This window comes from Chitinimonas naiadis (assembly GCF_054780835.1).
In genome coordinates this window covers 1,731,668-1,751,019 of record NZ_BAAGVO010000004.1, presented here as the reverse complement: position 1 = coordinate 1,751,019, position 19,352 = coordinate 1,731,668, and the positions used below count along the sequence as shown (strand labels likewise).

Here is a 19,352-nt window from a genome sequence, read left to right as displayed (position 1 = left end):
GCGATTTGGCTGTTGTGCTGGGGAGTATAGGCGCTTGGTCCGTCAGCCCGGCATTCGCCTGACCAACTGTGGTAACGACACCGATTGGACAAGAACAAGGCCACAGGATTCCGCCTGTGGCCTTGTTGTCTGTTACCAGGTTGCGTCGATCAGAAGCGGTGGTTGTACTGCATGCCCAGCAGCCAGGAGCTCACGTCGTAGCGGCCGCGCAAGGTGGCGCAGCTCGATGTGTTGCGGGTCGAGTCGCAAACCTGGGAGCCGGCGGCGTTGGTCTTGCCGCCATTGTCGTACATGTCGATCTGGCTCTTGGGCAGGTAGATATAGCTGAGGGCGAGATCCAGCGAGCTGGATTTGTCGAACATCCAGTTCAGGCCGCCAGACAACCAGTGCCGCTTGTTATCCGGGATGGACGGGGTGCGGTTGCCGGAGTCGACCGGGGATTCGTCGATCGCCAGGCCGCCGCGCAGCTTGAGCTTGTCGCTCCACTGGTATTCGGCACCGATCGAGTAGCGCGTCGTATCTTCCCAATTCTCGATGGTCAGGGAGTCCGGCAGGTTGTTGGCAAAATCCACCCGCAGTTCTTCGAAGCGGGAATGGCGGGTGCGGGTGATATCGGCCATCAGCGCGACGCGTTCGAACTGCTTGAAGGCGGAGATCGACAGCGATTCCGGTGTCGTGACCTTGAGCTTGGCTGGGCTATCGGTATAGGCAGCCAGCAGGTTGGCCCGGACCAGGTTGCCCACGCCGGGTAGCGCGCCGTTCAGCAGTGCGGCGAGATTGTCGGCCGGACGCTGCACATCCCACTTTGCCTCGCCTTCCAGCGTGTGCTTGATCTTCGAGCGGTAAGCCACGCCGATGCGGGTGCGGTCGTCGATGTCGAATAACAGGCCCAGGTTGTAGCCGAAGCCCCAGTCATCGCCCTTGATGTCGACCTTGCCGGAATAGGTGGGGTTGCCACTAACCGTCTTGATGATGCCGTTGAGCTGGTTGACCACGGCCGCCCGGATGATGGATTCCGGGACACCCGGGATGGCGTTGGCCTTGACCTGGCTTTCCACCAGGCTGTTCATCGCGCCGGAGCCGAAGTCCGCGCCCTTGGCCAGCTTGCCGTCCATGTACTGGGCCGAGATGCCGGCTCCCAGGCTCAAGCGGTCCGTGACTTTGAAGGCGACGGAGGGGTTCAGTGCGATCGTCTTCAGTTCGGTGCCGATGATGTTGTAGCGACCCACCCAGTCTTCGTCGTACTTGGTCTTGGAACCGAACGGCACAAATACGCCGAAGCCGGCGGTAAGCCGGTCGTTAAGACGATGGCTCAGGTAGGCATGGGGTACGGCAGTGACGTCGACAAAGTCGCCGCCATTCCCGCCGCCGGTTGGACGACCCCAGGAAGTCACGCTGCCACGATCCTCAAACTTGGTGCTGGGGATCACGATGTCCAGCACGCCCGATGCTTGCGTGCCCTCCAGCCGCGTCATGCCGGCCGGGTTGTAGAACAGCACCGAAGGGTCCGATGCCTGGGCGGCACTGGCATTGGCCGTGCCTTGTGCAGAGGCGGACTGCGACCCGAAGTGGTAGCCCGACGCCAGTGCCGGCAGGGCGGCAAAGGCATGGAGCACGGTCAGACAGAGCACGGTACGGCTGAGGCGCATGGCAAGTCTCCTGAATTTTTTTGTATGCGTTGAGGCCTGCCGGCTGGCGGTGCGCGCACGCGATCCTGGATTCGGGCAACAGGTGCAGGCGGCAGGTCGCTTCATCATAGCTCGGTCGCTGCCAGCGCCAAGCAATGGCAACAAGGAGTGATGCATAAAGGTTGCACAAGCGTACGGTAATAGAGCTTTTACGCAAAAATCGCGCGTAGGCTACCTAACAAGGCGATGGATTTCGCTATGCTGAACCGATGTGCGTCACAGGCATGGAAGCTCATGCCGGTCGCTGCAACGCCAAAGAAGACCACAAGGATCAGGAGACCTTCCCATGCTCGACACCCCGCGTCAGGCCTTGTCGCCGCGCCATCTATTGCTGGCCCTGCCGTTGGCGGCCGCCACCCTGCTATCGGCCTGTGGCGGTAGCGACAACGACCCGACCCAGCCCGCTACACCCACGCAGCCAGCCTATTCAGCCGAGATCCGCTACACCTCCTACGGCGTACCGCACATCAAGGCGGCCGACTTCAAGGGCGCCGGCTATGGCTATGGCTATGCCTTCGCGACCGACCATGTCTGCCTGTTCGCCGAGGAAGTCGTCACCATGCACGGCGAGCGCTCGCGCTACTTCGGGGATGTGGATGCCAAGGGCGTGCCGATCACCTATCTGGGCCAGTTCGGTGATTTCACCCCCAACCTGGCATCGGATTTCTTCTACAAGCTCTACCTGACGCCGAACCTGGCCGATGCCATGAAGGCAGCGGCAAGCCAGGACGTGCGGGACATCGTCAGCGGCTTCACGGCCGGCTATAACCGTTACCTGCGCGAAGCTGCCAGCAATGGCCTGCCGAGCGACTGCAAGAACGCCGCCTGGGTCAAACCCATCACCGAGGCGGATGTCTACTACCGCTTCAATCAGGCTGCGATGGCCGGTAGCTCCATGCAGTTCATCCCCTCGATCGGCAATGCCCAGCCGCCGGCGGCCAGCGCCAGCCAGGTGGCCATGCGCAAGGCCTCGCTCGACAAGGTCGCGCTGCTCAAGTCACCGTTGATCCAGGGCACCCGCTGGCTCAGTGAGCATGTGATCGGCTCCAACGGCTATGGCCTGGGCAAGGGCGTGACCCAGAGCGGCACCGGCATGGTGCTGGGCAACCCGCACTTCCCGTGGTGGGGGGCATTGCGCCTGCACCAGCTGCATATCACCGTTCCGGGCAAGTACGACGTCTACGGCGCCACCCTGCTGGGTGCGCCGTTGCCCCTGATCGGTTTCAACAAGGATGTGGCCTGGACCCACACCTTCACGACCGATAACCGCTTCACCCTGTTCGGCCTGCAGCTCGATCCAACCGATCCGACCCGCTACATGATCGACGGCGTGAGCAAGCCGATGACCACCACCAAGCTGACGGTCGATGCCCTGCAGCCGGATGGCAGCATCGTGCAGCGCAGCCGGACCATGTACGGGACCGACTTTGGCCCGGTATTGGCCGACAACAGCAACTTCAAGTGGGGCAAGTTCAGCGCCTTCGCGATCCGCGATGCCAACTACACCAACTACAAGCTGTTCGACCAGGTCCTGCTGAACGGCCAGGCCGATAGCGCCGCCAGCCTGCAGAAGGCGCAGGCGACCTACAGCGCCATGCCGTGGGTCAACACCATGGCGGCCGACAAGAACGGCAAGACGCTCTATGCCAACTACTCGGTCGCAGCCAATGTCAGCGATACACAGTTGGCAAGCTGCGTGAACAACCCGACCGCCCAGTTCCTGCTGGCGACCCAGGGTCTGGTGTTGATGGACGGTACCAAGAGCAGCTGCAACTGGAATGGCGCCATCCCCAGTGCCCAGCGGCCCTATGTGCTGCGTGACGACTACATCATGAACGCCAATGACAGCCATTGGCTGCCCAATGATCAGGTCCGGCTGTCGGGCTACCCCAAGATCATTGCCACCGGACCAGTCGCCGAAGGCTTGCCGCAAGGGGAGCGGACGCGTGCCGGTATTGCGCAGATCCTGGATCGGGTAAAGGGAACCGATGGTTTGCCGGGGACGGGCTTTACGCTGGCCAACCTGCAGCAGGTCTATATGCGTGGGCGCTTCTTCAAGCCGGAGATGTGGCTGGACGAGTTCCTGGCCGCGACTTGCGTGGGTGCGGCTCCGATGGCCAACGACAGTACCGGCAAGGCTACCGACCTGACCCAGGCCTGTGCCGTGCTCAAGGGGTGGAAGAAGACCGAAAGCCCGGCCGATCCTGGCTCGTTGCTGTTCCGTAAGCTGTATGAGCTGTCGAGCGAGCTGAAGGACGCGAGCTACTGGCGCGTGCCGTTCGATCCGGCCAATCCGGTCTATACGCCGAGCGGCTTCAATACCGCCAACACCAAGGCGGCGACCTACTTTGCCGATGCCGTACAGTGGTTTGCCACCAACAAGTTTGCCCTGGGCGAGATCAACGCGCGCAAACAGGTCGTTGTGCGCAACGGCACGCCCATCCCTATCCCGGGCGGGCGCTACACCTTCAACAACTGGCGCGGCAACCTGACCAGCGGGGTGTATACCGATCCCGGCTACGGCAATAGCTACATGCAGTTCGTGACCTTCGATGCGAACGGCCCGGTGGCCGAAGGCATGCTGACCTACTCGCAATCGTCAGCCTTGTCGTCCTCGCACTATTCGGACCTGACCCAGCTTTACTCCGATATCTACTTCAAGGGTGCGAAGTGGATGAAGCTGCGCTACAGCGAAGCGGAGATCACCGGTGACCCGGCCTATACGACCAGGACCATTGCCGAATAATACGAACGACCCTGAGACTGAGAACCCCGCCCATGGCGGGGTTTTTTCATGGCAGCGCCGTCCGGGATGGATGGCGGTCCACACGGCCGGCAAAGCAGCCGCGACGGGCAAAATGGATATGCTGATAGGCAACCTGCGGGTCGGCGAAGCAGCGCTCGATCAGGGGTTCTGCCAGTAGACCATCGCAGACATCGGCGGTGACCATCTGGTGGTCACGGTCGAAGGCGCGTATCGATAGAAGCCGGCGCTGGAATTGCTCGGGGACCGTGCCCACATGGACGGCAGCGGCCAAGGCCTGCTCGCGCACATAGATGGCATGTCGGGACTGATAGGGGCCAGGGGCAGGCTGGTGGGCGTAGTTGACGAGGATGACGGTCTCGCCTACCTCGGCATCCTGCAGCGTGATGCGACAGGGGCAGGCGTTGGCTTCCGTCACCGGGTGACGCTGGGCGTGGTGCCGGGCCAGCTCGGCGTCGGATAGCCCGACCAGATGCTGGAACAGGGATGGGGCGAGGCCCTCGATGCGATAGCTCATGTGACGACTCCGGGTAGATGCTTACCCTCAGCCTAGTCATCGCAGGCTGGGCGGCCTATCCGCTTCTTGCCATCGTATTCTGCTGAGCCGCCACGTTCAGGTGGCGCGTGGCGCCAGCCATAGATAGCGCTTGTAGCCCAGGGTGGCGTAGTAGATCGCCGTGAACAGCTTGAGCCCCCTGAGATTGGACCCGCACTGAAAGCCAAGTTGCTCGCCTTCTGCCACGCTAAAGCGCAGCGAGTTGGAGGTGCACCAGTCGATCTTCAGTGACAGCTCGTGCGTGCCGGCCGGGATATCGAACACCTGCTGCTCGCCATCGCCGATTGCGCCAAGGTACTGGCCATTCAGCAGCACGGTGTAGTCGCGGGCTTTGTCGGCATAGCCGCTATCGCGGGTGAGCTGCAATTGCGTGGTCATATTGGAGTCTGGGTGTGCGGCGGCATTGGCAGGGGAGGGCAGCATAGCATGGTGCCGGAAGCACCCGCGCGCTTACCGCAAACACCGCCTCACCCTTCAATAGAGGCCGGGAATAAAGCGTTGAGTGCGCGTGCAATAGGCATCGTAGACCGGACCGAAAGCCTGTCGCAGCAAGGTCTCTTCCGAGCGGGCACGCAAGTCGCTGCCCAGGACCATCGCGATGAAGCCGAGCCAGCATCCTGGATTGGGGACCCAGATTGCGCTGCCCAGCGCCAGCAGGTTGAGCGCCATATAGATGGGATGGCGGAACAACCGGAACGGGCCGTCCGTGGCGAGTTCGTGGCCGGTGTCGAGCTGGGCCCGGAAGCGCCAGGATCGAAAATGCAGCAGCGACCAGCTTGCCAGTGCGGCACCCAGGCCGATGATGATCGCGCCGACCAGACGTTGGCCTGCGAACCATCCCGGAACGTGTCCACCCAATACCGCCGAGTTGGTGCCCCAGTACATCAGTGTGAAGGCGATGCTATGCAGGACGACCAGCCAGCGCGAATAAGGTGCTGTGCGTGGCTCAGTATTGGTCGGCGCTGCCGTTGAGGTCGCGGTGTCGCCTTGCTTGAGGACGGCACGCGTGATGCCAAAGCTAGCCCAGAAGCCGATATGCAACAGGAAGAGGGAATGATCGATCGAAAACATGGTTCACCGTAAGCCTTGGCCAGGTTGAGGGTGAGCGGTGTGGGCGATGTGCCCGCCGCTCTTGAGGCCCTGACCCTACGGTGTGGTGTTGCCTGCTGCCGGGCCTTGCGATGAACTGCCGCCATGAGGCGCGAAATGACCGGACCACGCCGCCATTGCGGCGGAACGGCTAGCTGCTCAGGGAAGCAAGGACAGGCGGTCGCCGACCGCAATCGTGCCATCGCTCAGGACATCGGCGCGGATGCCGGCCTTGTGGAGAAATTGCTTGACCACCTTGGCGGGCTGCAGGCCGTCGGAAGCGAGACGCTCGCCCAGCCCCATGCACGGCTCGCAGAGCTCCACGCCGCGCAGGCGAACACCACCCAGCATGAATTCCTGCCCGATCAGCGCATTGAGGCGCACGCCACGGGTCACTACATTGCGGCGCGTACAACCCAGGTCAAACGCCGTGCCGTTCGCAGCATTGAAAGTCTCGATCTCTTCGGCTTCGACCAGGGTGATGTTCTGGCCGGGTTCTTCGTGCCGGTCGTAGTAACGGTCTCCGGCGATGCCCTTGCCCGCGACGAGTACGACGTCGCGGACCGCCTGCTGCTCGCTGGCCGCAGGCGGGCAAAGGAATATCCGTTCGATGAACATGGCCCGGCGTCTTGGCGGGTCAGGCCGGGCGTAGCGCCGGCCATTGGGTCAGGATATCGGCGCCGTCGTCGGTCACCACGATCATGTGTTCCCATTGGGCCGACAAGGAGCCGTCCGCCGTGATGACGGTCCAGCCATCCGAGAGCTGGCGGACAGCGTAACCGCCGGCGTTGATCATGGGCTCGATCGTGAAGGTCATGCCCTTCTTCAGCATCAGGCCGGTATTGGGCTGGCCGTAGTGCCGCACTTCGGGCTCCTCGTGATAGACCTTGCCGATACCGTGGCCACAATAGTCGCGCACGACCGAATAGCCGGCTGCTTCCGCAATGCGCTGGATCGCATGGCCCACGTCACCCAGCCGGGCGCCCGGACGCACGACGGCGATACCCGCCAGCATGCATTCCAACGTGGTATCGACCAGGCGCTTCGCTTCTGGGCTTGGTGTACCGGCATAGAACATCCGGCTCGTATCGCCGTGCCAGCCATCCTTGATCACGGTGACGTCGATATTGACGATATCGCCATCCTTGAGCACGTCCTTGGTATTGGGAATACCGTGGCAGACTACGCCATTGATGGAGGTGCAGAGTGTCTTGGGAAAGCCGTGATAGCCCACATTGGCGGGTGTTGCCTTCTGCTGCTTGCGGATAAACTCATTGCAGCGCGCATCTAGTTCTTCGGTGCTCACGCCGGGTACAACGTACGCTTGGATCATTTCCAGCACGTCGGCCGCCATGCCGCCGGCAATGCGCATCTGGGCAATCTGCTTGTCATTCTTGATCGATACAGCCATGGGTCTTTCCAATGGATAGCAGCGTCGTCGCGCTGCGGGACAAAGTCGAATCAGGTCGCAATTGTACCGATGGTCGGAAGTCCGTGAGCGTCGTCATGCCATCTTCGGCTGACATCACCCGTCTGGAGGAAGCGCGGCAAGGGACCCGGCGGGGTTCACAGCCTGAGCCAGTCATCGCCGATGATGGCGTTGATCTCCTGCCCCGCAGGCAGGTGCCCGGTACGATTGAAGTGGTGCAGATCGAGTTTTTCGAGCCGACGGCGCATGCCCAGCCGGCGGTAGAACACGCTGGTCGTCTGGCTCAGGCAATAACGCAGGCAGAACAGGTCATCACTTGGCGGCTCGTAGCCGCGCAGGATGGCCGAGAAATCGAACAGCAGCCGCGCCAGCATCCAGCGATCCGCCTGGGGGACCGGCCGATTGGCCAGGAGGGTTTGTACCAGGTTCCAGCGGGATCGCTTGCGCGCCTCGGCCTGCAGCAGAAGGACGGCAAGGTCATCGGGCTGCGGCCGGTTCTTGTAGAACCGGCGCAGGCCTTCCCAGTCGCCGTGGGTGCGATCAATCGACAGCTCGATTTGTCGGGCGTAAAGCGCAAGACCGATCAGGAATTTGCGGGGGCTGGATGAGGAATGGTTAGCCATAGGCGTGTCGCTGCCTGGTTCCTGAAATGAGCGGGGAGTTCGTACCGATAGTGCGCGTGAATAGTCTGTCTGGTGGTTATAGCTGGCCTGGCGGGCGTCCGCCGTGTCGCTTGGCACCGATATCGCGCAGGGGTGCCAGTATGGGGACGCCGCATTGCACCCGCAATTATCCGATAAGCGGTTTTGGTATTTTTTACATTCCGTATTGGGGTTGTTTCTGTTTGTGTTTAAAAACAATGACTTAATTGTCTGGCTTGATTCGTGCATGTTGCCTTGCAAGGGGTCGTAGTACTCCATCGTCGGTCGCCAGGGTGCCCGGCAGAACAACTCGACTACCCAAATGCGCGGAGGAATTCAATGCTAGTCAGACACGTCGCTGCAGCCTGTGCGGCTGTATTGCTGACATCCATGGGCGTTGCCCATGCCGATGTGACCTACACCTTCAATAGTGGCCCGGTTGCTGTCGGTGTCACCCAACTGGGTTCGGACTATGTCGTCTCGACCAACCCGGCTGGCTTCAATATCGGCAATCCTTTCAGTGCTTCGCTGACCTTTGCCTCGGTACTCGCGCCCAACAGCACTATCCAGCTGAATGCAGAAACCGGTGGTTACGATTTTGCCGGCCCGGCCAACCAGGGTGGGGTGCTGGCTTATGCCACCAACAGCTTTCCCAACTATGCCATCACCAGCAATATCGCCGGCTATGTCAGCGGCCAGGCCGGTAGCCTGATTGATCTGGTTCGATACAGCGTACTGGATGGTTCGGTCACGACGGATGCAAACGGCAATATCGTGGCCTGGGACCTGTCCTACTACCTGTTCGACGACCAGGGCACGGGTGGGTTCACCATTGATAGCAGTACCAACGTCCTGACCAAGGGATCGCTGAGCACGATCGACGAATTGCTGCATATCAGCAGCGGCCCGGGTGCTTCGGTGACGATAGGCAATGTGGTTGCGCTGAATGGCCAGCCCCATAGTGGCGACTACAGCTTCCTGGGGGCGGATACGGCCTTCGTCGACGATGGCGCGAACCAGGTCCGCTACTACACGCAGCAGGCCGGACGTTTCGCCCCCGTGGTTACCGCCGTGCCCGAGCCGGGCATCCTGGCGCTGTTCGGCGTGGCCCTGCTGGCCTTTGTGCCCTGGCGTCGACGTCAGTCGCGCTGAGCGCTTGCTTGCAAAAACGCCCCAGGCCATGCCTGGGGCGTTTTCATTTGTTATTCCGTTTTGGGGCAATCAGGCGTCTTCGTCTTCCTCGAAGTAACCCATTTCATTGAGTATGTCGTGGTGCCGTACCTGGCTGATGCCACCTCGCTGCTCGTGGGCGAGCGCATGGACCACGGCTTTGCCGAACCAGAATACCGGCCGGTCACCCGCCCCGCGGAACTCGATCTCCACCTCCACGCCCTTCAGCGGGCTGTAGCTCGGGATATTGTTGGCCAGGCGAGCTGGTTGGCGAGGGTGGCTCGAAATATCGTCATGGAAGTTGCCAAGGTAAAGGTCGTGGACTTCGCGGCTGACCTCCACCCAGATACCCCATCCAAAAGCACCTTCCGATTCATTGAACGGTATCAGGACCAATCCACGCAGAAAGTAGCGCTGTTCGTCCAGTGCGCACAGGTCGGCGTTATGGCGGCTGCGGGTGTAGCGATCCAGGTAGGAGAGTCCGTGAACGTCATCGGGCAGACGAAAGGCCCAGTCGGTCGGCAGCCCGGTGTGTTCCTTACCGCAACTGGTGCAGTAGTAGCTATCGGAAGACATGGTGTTCCTGGTGAGGCAAATGGCAATCGGCCTAGGGTAGCAGAGTGGCGTCCCCCTGGTGATAGGCAGTATCGGGTGTTAGTCCGCCTGAGTGATCGGGGCATATGCCCGCGTGTAGTAGATATCCCATTCGGCCTCGGCTGTCTGGACGAAGCCATGTCGGAGGTGAAGCGATTGGCATCGCTATCCCGCAAAGCGCCTACCCGGAGCGGCAGTGCGGCCGCATCGGCCTGTGCGAACAGGTGTGCCAGTACTGCAGCGCCTATCCCCTGTCGCTGGGTTTGCGGCAACAGGTAGAAATGGTCCAACAGTAGACCGTCAGCATCGGGCCGCAGCGTATAGAAGCCCACCTTGCTGCCCAGGAAGAGGATATGACGGCTATGTGCCGGCGAGAAGCGCTGCCGGAAACGTGCTCGTGCCCGCTCCGGGTCGAAGCGGCCTATCCGCTCCAGGCTGGGGCGCATGGCTTGGATACGCAGGGCGAGCAGGTCTTCGAAGTCATCTTCGGTGACGGGAAGGTAGCTCAATCCCGGCAGGGATCGGGGCGTGAGATGGACGATGACGTTGCCCTCGACCTGGAATCAGACCCGGTCGAGCCGTCGGATAACCGGGGCGTCCACCGAGGCAATGTTGATGACGTGGTCGAGGCAGAACAGCCCCCAGTGCCGGATCGGGCCAGGGTATTCCGTGTTCGCGAAGGTGGCCGCGGCGATGTAGTCCATGTAGTGGGCGCGGCTGTACTCGACCAGCAACTGCCCTTCAAAGGTCTCATAGCGGTCGGCCGACACATAGCACTCGTTGAGTACGGTGTAGCCAATGTAGCTGGACCAACTGAGCTCGAATACCAGGGGTGCACCGCTCGGGCCGATGGGGCTCGGGCCATGCGATTGTGGTGCAGGCCGACTGAGCAGGCCACTGTTGTCGTCCGGCGCCGCTTCGCTGACCACGATGCGCAACTTGTGCTCGGCCGGTTCGATCACGTTGATCAGTTCCAGCGCTGAGCAGGCTTGCAGGGCGTTGAGCAGTAGGGTCATGGCGGCGGAGCTGCTCCGTGGTCAGGTTGTACCCATGTTCAGCGCAGCTTAGACAAGTGGCGTGGGGAGCACAAATCCAGGCAAGGGCGACGCCGCGAAAGGCCGGTCTGCCGGCGGTTTCCTGCGGGTTGACCATCCATGGCGGCGGCCAGCCGACGGGCGGTGCTGTTTTTCTTTCAAATCAAGGGGTTTTCCGGTCTCTATGTCGCAAATGCATTGCATTTCCGTGTCCAGCCATCGATAAAAACAAGGCAATACCAAAACTATATAAATCGCGTCCTGGAGGTAGGAAAAATGAAGCAAGGTGGCTTTTTGCATTTTGGTTCGGGGAACGGGCATCTGCGAGAAGTGCTGGAGCAGGCGGTAGACGCTGTCGTCAGCATCGATGGGCAGAACAACGTGACTTTCTATAACGCGGCGGCAGAAAAGCTCTGGGGGTATACCCGAGCCGAAGTCCTGGGCCGCAATGTCAAGATGCTGGTACCGCAGGCCATCCAGCCCAACCACGACCAACTGGTCAACTCCAACCGCACGACGGGCATCGACAAGATCGTCGGTACCAGTCGCGAAGTTCACATCGAGCGTAAGGATGGCAGCAAGGTCTGGGGTAGTCTGTCGCTTTCCAAGGTGCATATCGGCAAGGAGATTACCTATACAGCCTTCGTGCGCAATATCACGGCCGAGCATGAAGCACGCGAGACCATCAACCAGACGCTGGAGCAGGCGCTGGACGCTGTGGTGACCATCGATGAAAACAATATCGTCACCTTCTTCAACGGTGCTGCCGAGAAGCTGTGGGGCTATACCCGCAAGGAGGTGATCGGCCAGAACGTCCGCATGCTGGTACCGCGGGATATCCAAGGCCAGCACGACAGTTTCGTGAACGCCAACCGGACGACCGGCCAGGACAAGATCGTCGGTACCACACGTGAAGTGCCGGTGTTCCGCAAGGACGGCACACGGGTCTGGGCCAACCTGTCGCTATCGAAGGTCGCGGTGGGGGAGCGCATCATCTACACCGCCTTTGTCAAGGATGTGACGCGTGAACGCGAGATGCGCGAGATCATCAACCAGACGCTGGAACAGGCGCTGGATGCGGTTGTGACCATCGATCCGAACAATATTGTCACCTTCTTCAATGCCGCCGCAGAAAAGCTATGGGGCTACGGCCGTGACGAGGTGGTGGGCCAGAACGTCAAGATGCTGGTGCCGAGAGGTATACAGCCGCAGCACGACAGCTTTGTGAACGCCAATCGGACGACCGGTCACGACAAGATCGTCGGCACCAGCCGCGATGTGCAGATAGAACGGCGCGATGGCTCCACGGTGTGGGGCAATCTGTCCCTTTCCAAGGTGCGAGTGGGGGAGCGCATCATCTACACCGCCTTCATCAAGGACATCACCTGCGAGCGGGCCGTGCGCGAGACGATGAACCAGACACTGGAACAGGCGCTGGATGCGGTCGTCACGATCGACGCCCAGAATATTGTTACCTTCTATAACAGTGCGGCCGAGCGGTTATGGGGTTATTCGCGGCAGGAGGTGCTCGGCAAGAACGTCAAGATGCTGGTGCCGCATGCTATCCAGCATGACCACGACAGGCTGGTGAACGCCAACCGGACGACCGGTGTCGACAAGATTGTCGGGACTAGCCGGGAGGTACCGATCGAGCGCAAGGATGGCAGCAAGATATGGGGGCTGTTGTCGCTCTCCAAGATCAATGTCGGTGGCGAGTTCGCCTATACCGCCTTCGTGAAGAACGTGGAGAAGGAGCACCAGGAGCACGACACCACCAACAATGCCATGGATGCGGTGCTGCATTCGAGCAACCAGATCGGCCAGATCGTTTCGGTGATCGACGAGATCGCCACCCAGACCAACCTGCTTTCGCTCAATGCCGCGATCGAGGCCGCCCGCGCAGGCGAGGCGGGGCGGGGCTTTGCGGTTGTCGCCGATGAAGTACGCAAGCTGGCAGCACGGTCGGCGGACTCCGCCAAGGAAATCAGTGGCCTGGTCGATGAGACCAAGCAGCGAATCGGTGAGTTGGCCGCATCCCTGAAGTCCATCGAGACGACAGGCTGAGTCCGCCAACCTGGCAGGCAGGGAGAGAAGAGGGCGAGGCCCTCTTTTTTCTTGTCTTGGTGTCGAAAAATTTTACAGGTGAAAGGGCTGCAGTTCAATGACAAATAAGTAATTCGTTATAGATCAACATCATGTTTTACTTGGTCTGAAACTTGCTATGTGAGAGTCGTAACGTATTCGAATAGTCTTCTTCTCTTGCGGATCATTATGAAAAAAGCACTCTACGCCGTATTGCTGTCCGGCCTGATGGGCCTAGTCTCGGTTCCGGCTTCGGCTTCCTTTGTCAGCTACTACAAGACATCGAGCTGGACCCAAAGCCTCAACGGCGGCAGCATCAATCTGACCGGCGCTCCCAACACCATCAAGTTGACCAGCAGCAACGATGGTACCGGCCCGGATAACACCGACATGACCATCAAGGCCGAGGCCGCTGGTACGGTCTTCTTCAACTGGAACTACGTAACCAGCGACCGTGACGGCCCGGCTTACGACCCGTTCGGCTGGCTGTTTAACAATGTCTTCCATCAGTTGACCTCTGGCACCGATCGCAACCAGAACGGCACTGTGTCGTTCAACGTCAAGGCCGGTGATGTCTTCGGTTTCCGCATTTTCGCCAAGGATTCCACACTGGGTTCGGCTACCGCGACGGTTAGCAACTTCGTTGCACCGAACCGCATTCCGGAACCCGCCAGCATTGCGCTGACGGGTCTGGCCCTGGCCTTCATGGCAGGTATGCGTCGCCGCAACCGTTCCTGATCGGTCCGGTGTGCAATAGAAGACGGCAGCTGCGGCTGCCGTTTTTTTTTCTGCCGGTCCCGGCGATGATCTGGCCGGCGTATCGATCTACCCCGTGCTTTCGCAATCCACCCCGGTTTCCTTTTACTTCGTCGCTTCGCCGTTGGGGTGTAAGGTGCGCCGTTGTTAAGCTGCAGTCGTGATATCGGGCCGTGGTGGTCCGTTGCTCCGGCAAAGAAGACAGGGCTATGTTCAAAGCGCTCGGCAATCTCCTCTACAAGCTGCCTTGGTGGGCATTCTTCCTGATCAGCGGGCTGGTGCTCGCCTTGCTGGTGGTATTTACCGTCCCGCGCCATGTGATCAGCCTCTCCTCGGCCGGAAATACCCCGGAGGAAGCCAAGGCGATCAAGGGCGAGGTGCATCTGGCACTCAAGGATGGTGCGCTGGATTTTGCCCAGGATGTGGTCAGTGCTATGAAGGACCGCACGCGTGATCCGGATCGGCAGCGGGAGCTGGAGCAGGCGCAGCATGAGATCGAGCGCGCCCGCCAGACACTCGAAGAAGTTCAGAGCTCGGTCAAGGAAAAGGCAGAGGCCGTACGTGAATCGACGCTGGAGTCGGTCCGTGCCAATGCCGAGACCGCGCTGGAAGCCGCGCAGGCCGAACTGGAGTCGCTGCAGGAGCGTCAGCGGGAAACCTTGCTGGAAAAGGGAGAAGAGCAGCAGGCGGGAATCTCCACCGCTGCCCTCGCCAAGGCTACTGCCACGCTGGACAAGCTGGTCGAGGCTGCAAGGGCCAATGAAAAGAATGCCCGCGAGACGCTGGAGGCGATCGAGCGCATCGATCAAAAATCGGGCCGGCGAGTCTCGCCCATTGAGCGGATCTCTCCTGTCTCCCCGGTCGCGCCGGTTTCCCCTGTTGCTCCCATTGCGCCGGTAGCGCCCGTTGCCCCGATAGAGCCGGCTGCACCGGTGGTGACGCTCGGCATCGCCGGTAGCGAAACGCGCTTTGTGTTGCCTGCCCCCCTGCGCAATACGATACGCGCCCAGGTGGCCGACGATATCTGGCGGGCGGGCGTGGGCTCGGCTCTGGTGTTTGCCTTCCTGCTGGTGTTTATCATGGTGTTGATTGCCAAGTTCTACATTGGCCGCTCGCGCCGTGCGCTGGCCTTTGCCGACCAGAAGAAGAAAGAGGCGGAGATCAGCGATGTGCGTCGCCAGGTGACGGAAGCGCGCCTGCAGGCCCTGCAGGCACAGGTGGAGCCTCACTTTCTCTACAACACCCTGGCCAATGTCCAGGCACTCACCGAAGTCGACCCACCCAGCGCCAATCTGATGGTGGGCCACCTGATTCAGTACTTGCGCGCGGCATTGCCCAAGATGCGCGAGACCACCTCGACCGTCGGGCAGGAGATGGAGCTGGTAAGCGCCTACCTCAATATCCTCAAGATGCGCATGGGTGAGCGCCTGTCGTTCGATATCGAGCTACCGGACGCGCTGCGCGCGTGCCCGCTGCCGCCCATGATGCTGCCCTCCCTGGTGGAGAACGCGATCAAGCATGGCCTGGAACCGGTACGCGAAGGGGGCCATATCGCGGTATGCGCCAGCCGGTACGAGACGCCGGACGGTGGTCGCCTGCGCCTGCAGGTCAAGGACACGGGGCGCGGGTTGTCCGACTCGCCCATCCAGGCGGGCAGCGGCGTGGGACTGTCGAACCTGCGGGAGCGCTTGCATGCGCTATTTGGTGACCGCGGCCGCTTTGTCCTGGAGGCGAATGATCCCAAGGGGGTGATTGCAACCCTGGAGATTCCGACAGAGATCCCCCCTGCGGCACCGGATGCGTAATGAGGCACCAAGCCTGCCCGCCTGGCCTTAGAATCGGCGGACAGCATCAATCTAATCAGGAGCGAGCCCAGACGCCGTTCCATCATGGAGAGGAGCCATGTACTGATGGGTATGACCGCGATCATTGCCGAGGATGAGCCTATTCTCAGGGCGCAGCTCAAGAGCAAGCTGAACCGGCTGTGGCCGGAACTGGAAATACTGGCCGACGTCGGTGATGGCGAGGCGGCGCTGGAAGTCATCAGTGAGCTGCAGCCGCAACTGGCCTTTCTCGATATCCAGATGCCGGAAATGACTGGCGTGGAGGTCGCACGCAGCCTTGCCAGTAATCGGGAGCTGCGCTGCCATATCGTGTTCGTGACCGCGTTTGATCAGTATGCGGTCGAGGCTTTCGAGAGCGGGGCGCTCGACTATGTACTCAAGCCCTACAGCGACGAACGCCTCGCGACCGCAGTCGAGCGGCTCAAGGAGCGTCTCGCGATGGTGCCGGCGGCCCCGCCGCAGAATCTCGAGGCGCTGCTCAGCCATCTCTCAGCCAAACTCAATCCGCAGAGCAACCGGCTTAAGTGGATCAAGGCCAGCGCCGGCAACAATCTGCGGCTGATTCCGATCGACGAGGTGCTGTTCTTCCAGGCGGGCGACAAATACACCCTGGTAGCCACTCGCGAGTTCGATGCCCTGATCCGCACGCCGCTCAAGGAGATCGTGGATGGGCTGGATCCGGATGACTTCTGGCAGATCCATCGCTCGGCCATCGTCCGGGCAGCCAGTATCGATACGGTCAGCCGCGATCTGCGCGGGCAGGTGACGCTCAAGGTCAAGGATCGGAAGGAGACGCTGACGGTTAGCCGGCCTTTTGCACATCTTTTCAAGCACATGTAGTCCGTTTTCTGCTGCTTGGCCGATGGCGAGGGGTGGCGTTTCAAAGGATGGAAGTCTATTATTGGCCTGTTAATTGGCTAAAAATAGCCGGAGGTATCATGCCTGAAGCCCTCAAGCGCCGCACCCCGGTGGCGCGGCAAGCCGCCAAGCCACTGTCGGCAGAGCCGGTGGCCCAACTGGCCACCTTTGCCAATACGCCCCTATCCTTCGTCAACGAAGGTGCTGCTTCGCAGATCGCCCATATCCGGCGTGGTATTTCGCCAGCCGCGGTCACGGTGCTGGCCGATCATCTCAATATGAGTCGTGATGCCCTGATCAAGGCGGTCGGCCTTGCTGCCAGCACTGTCAAGGCACGTCGCACGGCCGACAAACCGCTGAGCACGATAGAGACGGAGCGGCTCGCCCGCGTGGCGCGGGTCGTCATCCGTGCGGCACAGGTATTCGAGGATCATCTCTCTGCCCTGGAATGGGTCAAACGGCCCAATCGCAGCCTGGGCGGCGATATGCCACTGGCACTGGTCGACACCGATGCCGGCATCGAACTGGTGCTCGATACCCTGGGCCGTATCGAGAACGGGATCGTGGCGTGAGCGGGGCGGTCTCGCTCTGGCGCATTGCCAAGGCGACACCGGATTTCCAGGCGGACGACCTGTCCGGCGGAGGGGCCAGGAAGTTTGGCGGGCGCTGGAACCAGAAAGGTACGGCACTGGTATATGCCAGCCCGACCATTGCCCTCGCTTGCCTGGAGACCCTGGCGCATATCGGCGATGGCATTGCCGCGCGTAATCGCTTTCTGGTCGAGATCAGTGTGCCGGCCAAGGTCTGGGCCGCGCGCAAGGTGCTGACGGTGGCCGACCTGCCCCCGAGCTGGCTGGCGGAACCGCCCGCCGCCGACTCGATGGCCGTTGGTTCAAATTGGGTTGCGGAAGGTAGCAGCGCCTTGCTGCAGGTGCCGTCGGTCCTGGTACATGAAGAAGCCAACCTGCTGATCAATCCGGCCCATCCCGATGCCGCGGCCATCCGCGCCTGCGTCGTACGCCAGTTTCTCTACGACCCCCGCTGGGGCTGAACTGGCTCCGGGACGGGGCGAAGGTCAATCCTGATTGGCGCATAGGTCGTCTGGCGCTTATAGATAAGGTTACCTCAACAGCGCGTCGTCGGCGGGTGACCATCATGTTCCAGACTTTGAAGGGCAAGATATTTCTGACCATAGGCGTGATGGTGGCGAGCTTGATCGCTACCGAAGCTTACGCCCTGATCCACCTGAAAAGCGTATTGCTTGATGGTCGACGTGGTGAGCTGCGGTCCGTAGTCAACGCCGCCTACAACGTGGCCAATGATCTGCAGAAGCAGGCTGCCGCCGGCAAGATACCCGTGGAGCAGGCCAAGAAGCAGGCCATGGCAGCCATCAAGCAGATGCGCTACGGCGGCAAGGACGGGCGCGAGGGCTACTTTTACATTTTCGACGTACGTGGCCTGCAAGTGATGAGTGCGGGCAAGCCCGAAAACGATGGCAGCAATCGTTGGGACATCAAGGACAAGGAAGGCAACTACACCGTTCGCGATATCGTCGGTGCGCCCAAGGACGGGGTGGCCGGCGAGGTATACGGCATTACCAGCAAGCCCAACTCGACTGTGCCGGTACCCAAGCTGCAGTACGTGATGTTGCTCAAGGAATGGGAATGGGCCATCGGCAGCGGGGTCTATCTCGACGATGTGGACCAGGCCTTCTATTCGGTGGCGCAAACCTCTGGCGCCTTCATCATCGTGTTGCTGATCGTGATCACCGCATTCGGCCTGGTATTGGCCCGCAATATCCTGCGCCAGGTCGGCGGTGAGCCGACGGAGGCGATCAGGCTCATGAACGCGGCGGCGCAGGGAGATCTTTCCATCCAGATGAAACAGGCCGACGAGGGCAGCATGATGGCCTCCTTCGGCATCATGGTCGGCTCGATCCGCGAGGTCGTACAGGGCATCCAGGGTCGTACCCTGCAACTGGACGGGACGATCAAGGAGGTCAGCGCCGAAGCGGAGCTGGTCGCCGGCAAGGCCGCCATGCAGACCGACAATACCTCGGCCGTGGCTGCCGCCATCGAACAACTGGCCGTCAGCATCGGTCATGTTTCCAGTTCCGCCATCGATACCAGCCATACCGCGGAGGACTCCGCCAACCAGGCCAAGGCGCAGAGCGGCCATGTACGGCAGGTCAGCGAGGACATCAAGGGGGTGGCGGATGCGGTGCAGGACGTCTCCAAGCGCATGAGCCATCTGGAGACCAGTGCCAGCCAGATCGGTACCATCGCGGCCTCCATCAAGGACATTGCCGAGCAGACCAACCTGCTGGCACTCAACGCCGCGATCGAGGCGGCACGTGCCGGGGAGGCTGGGCGCGGCTTTGCCGTGGTGGCCGATGAAGTGCGCAAGCTGGCCGAGCGCACCGCCGGTGCCACGGTGGAAATCGAGACCCAGCTCTCCGCCGTCCGCACCGAGGCCGCCGACGCAGCCAATGCCATGCAGAATGTGCTTCCCAAGGTCGCCAAGGGAGTGGAGGCTTCCTCCCAGACGGTCGAAGCGCTCGAGACCATGCGCGGCAATGCCGACCATATCCTGATCAGCATCAAGGAAGTCGCCAATGCCACCAAAGAGCAGACCACGGCCTCCACGCTCGTTGCCCAGTCGGTGGAAAAGATCACCCACATGGCCGAGGACACTGGCGTCTCCACCCAGCGGACCCTCAAGCTCACGCGTCAGGTCAACCAGATATCCGGCGAGCTGGCGAGCCTGGTACAGCGGTTTCGGCTGGGGTAAATCGAGGGTGGTGCTATTCCACGTGCGGCGCTAGCTGCTAGTCTGCGGGATCGGATC

The 19,352-nt window shown here is 61.2% G+C and carries 18 protein-coding genes; 9 read left to right on the top strand and 9 right to left on the bottom strand.

Going from position 1 to position 19,352, the window contains the following annotated elements; genetic code table 11:
* Nucleotides 1-149 precede the first annotated feature (149 nt).
* On the bottom strand, nucleotides 150-1,649 hold the full coding sequence (locus ACYVHK_RS14455) for an OmpP1/FadL family transporter (protein ID WP_460533361.1): 1,500 nt from the start codon (nucleotides 1,647-1,649) through the stop codon (nucleotides 150-152).
* A gap of 325 nt (nucleotides 1,650-1,974) precedes the next feature.
* Here ACYVHK_RS14455 and ACYVHK_RS14450 point away from each other — a divergent pair, with 325 nt between their 5' ends.
* Entirely contained in the window at nucleotides 1,975-4,434 is a 2,460-nt protein-coding gene (locus tag ACYVHK_RS14450) for an Ntn hydrolase family protein (RefSeq protein WP_460533358.1), read from the top strand.
* A gap of 46 nt (nucleotides 4,435-4,480) precedes the next feature.
* Here ACYVHK_RS14450 and ACYVHK_RS14445 read toward each other — a convergent pair whose 3' ends face one another.
* The 6 genes from ACYVHK_RS14445 to ACYVHK_RS14420 form a co-directional block, all read right to left on the bottom strand.
* Nucleotides 4,481-4,969: a DUF1203 domain-containing protein gene (locus tag ACYVHK_RS14445; protein ID WP_460533355.1), complete on the bottom strand. Its 489-nt coding sequence runs from the start codon at nucleotides 4,967-4,969 to the stop codon at nucleotides 4,481-4,483.
* Between the two features lie 96 nt (nucleotides 4,970-5,065).
* Complete coding sequence (locus tag ACYVHK_RS14440) at nucleotides 5,066-5,386, bottom strand: hypothetical protein (protein ID WP_460533352.1); 321 nt, start codon at nucleotides 5,384-5,386, stop codon at nucleotides 5,066-5,068.
* Between the two features lie 96 nt (nucleotides 5,387-5,482).
* Nucleotides 5,483-6,079 carry a methyltransferase family protein gene (locus ACYVHK_RS14435; RefSeq protein WP_460533349.1) on the bottom strand — a complete coding sequence of 199 codons (597 nt, stop codon included), beginning with the start codon at nucleotides 6,077-6,079 and terminating at the stop codon, nucleotides 5,483-5,485.
* 177 nt (nucleotides 6,080-6,256) lie between these two features.
* Nucleotides 6,257-6,715: an MOSC domain-containing protein gene (locus tag ACYVHK_RS14430; RefSeq protein ID WP_460533346.1), complete on the bottom strand. Its 459-nt coding sequence runs from the start codon at nucleotides 6,713-6,715 to the stop codon at nucleotides 6,257-6,259.
* A 19-nt stretch (nucleotides 6,716-6,734) separates the two neighbouring features.
* Nucleotides 6,735-7,508 (bottom strand): type I methionyl aminopeptidase, encoded by a 774-nt coding sequence (map, locus tag ACYVHK_RS14425; protein WP_460533343.1) that lies wholly within the window; start codon nucleotides 7,506-7,508, stop codon nucleotides 6,735-6,737.
* 155 nt (nucleotides 7,509-7,663) lie between these two features.
* The gene (locus ACYVHK_RS14420) at nucleotides 7,664-8,149 is read right to left on the bottom strand and encodes a hypothetical protein (protein ID WP_460533340.1); all 486 of its coding nucleotides are present in this window, start codon (nucleotides 8,147-8,149) and stop codon (nucleotides 7,664-7,666) included.
* Between the two features lie 357 nt (nucleotides 8,150-8,506).
* Between ACYVHK_RS14420 and ACYVHK_RS14415 the strand changes: the two genes are divergently transcribed.
* Nucleotides 8,507-9,319 (top strand): PEP-CTERM sorting domain-containing protein, encoded by an 813-nt coding sequence (locus ACYVHK_RS14415; protein WP_460533337.1) that lies wholly within the window; start codon nucleotides 8,507-8,509, stop codon nucleotides 9,317-9,319.
* A 69-nt stretch (nucleotides 9,320-9,388) separates the two neighbouring features.
* On the opposite strand, the gene ACYVHK_RS14410 is transcribed toward ACYVHK_RS14415, so the two are convergent.
* Together ACYVHK_RS14410 and ACYVHK_RS14405 are read right to left on the bottom strand one after the other, a co-directional pair.
* Nucleotides 9,389-9,913 (bottom strand): DUF2199 domain-containing protein, encoded by a 525-nt coding sequence (locus tag ACYVHK_RS14410; RefSeq protein ID WP_460533334.1) that lies wholly within the window; start codon nucleotides 9,911-9,913, stop codon nucleotides 9,389-9,391.
* A 581-nt stretch (nucleotides 9,914-10,494) separates the two neighbouring features.
* Complete coding sequence (locus tag ACYVHK_RS14405; RefSeq protein ID WP_460533331.1) at nucleotides 10,495-10,947, bottom strand: hypothetical protein; 453 nt, start codon at nucleotides 10,945-10,947, stop codon at nucleotides 10,495-10,497.
* Nucleotides 10,948-11,241: 294 nt separating this feature from the next.
* Here ACYVHK_RS14405 and ACYVHK_RS14400 point away from each other — a divergent pair, with 294 nt between their 5' ends.
* The 7 genes from ACYVHK_RS14400 (at nucleotide 11,242) to ACYVHK_RS14370 (ending at nucleotide 19,295) form a co-directional block, all read left to right on the top strand.
* The gene (locus ACYVHK_RS14400; RefSeq protein WP_460533328.1) at nucleotides 11,242-13,029 is read left to right on the top strand and encodes a PAS domain S-box protein; all 1,788 of its coding nucleotides are present in this window, start codon (nucleotides 11,242-11,244) and stop codon (nucleotides 13,027-13,029) included.
* 207 nt (nucleotides 13,030-13,236) lie between these two features.
* Complete coding sequence (locus tag ACYVHK_RS14395) at nucleotides 13,237-13,785, top strand: PEP-CTERM sorting domain-containing protein (RefSeq protein ID WP_460533325.1); 549 nt, start codon at nucleotides 13,237-13,239, stop codon at nucleotides 13,783-13,785.
* A 227-nt stretch (nucleotides 13,786-14,012) separates the two neighbouring features.
* Nucleotides 14,013-15,608 carry a histidine kinase gene (locus ACYVHK_RS14390; RefSeq protein ID WP_460533322.1) on the top strand — a complete coding sequence of 532 codons (1,596 nt, stop codon included), beginning with the start codon at nucleotides 14,013-14,015 and terminating at the stop codon, nucleotides 15,606-15,608.
* Between the two features lie 105 nt (nucleotides 15,609-15,713).
* Nucleotides 15,714-16,487: a LytR/AlgR family response regulator transcription factor gene (locus ACYVHK_RS14385; RefSeq protein ID WP_460533319.1), complete on the top strand. Its 774-nt coding sequence runs from the start codon at nucleotides 15,714-15,716 to the stop codon at nucleotides 16,485-16,487.
* 98 nt (nucleotides 16,488-16,585) lie between these two features.
* On the top strand, nucleotides 16,586-17,077 hold the full coding sequence (gene parS, locus ACYVHK_RS14380) for a type II RES/Xre toxin-antitoxin system antitoxin (protein WP_460533316.1): 492 nt from the start codon (nucleotides 16,586-16,588) through the stop codon (nucleotides 17,075-17,077).
* Nucleotides 17,074-17,556 (top strand): RES family NAD+ phosphorylase, encoded by a 483-nt coding sequence (locus tag ACYVHK_RS14375; protein ID WP_460533313.1) that lies wholly within the window; start codon nucleotides 17,074-17,076, stop codon nucleotides 17,554-17,556. Before parS ends, ACYVHK_RS14375 begins: the two co-directional genes overlap by 4 nt.
* Nucleotides 17,557-17,660: 104 nt before the next feature.
* The gene (locus tag ACYVHK_RS14370; protein ID WP_460533310.1) at nucleotides 17,661-19,295 is read left to right on the top strand and encodes a methyl-accepting chemotaxis protein; all 1,635 of its coding nucleotides are present in this window, start codon (nucleotides 17,661-17,663) and stop codon (nucleotides 19,293-19,295) included.
* Nucleotides 19,296-19,352 lie beyond the last annotated feature (57 nt).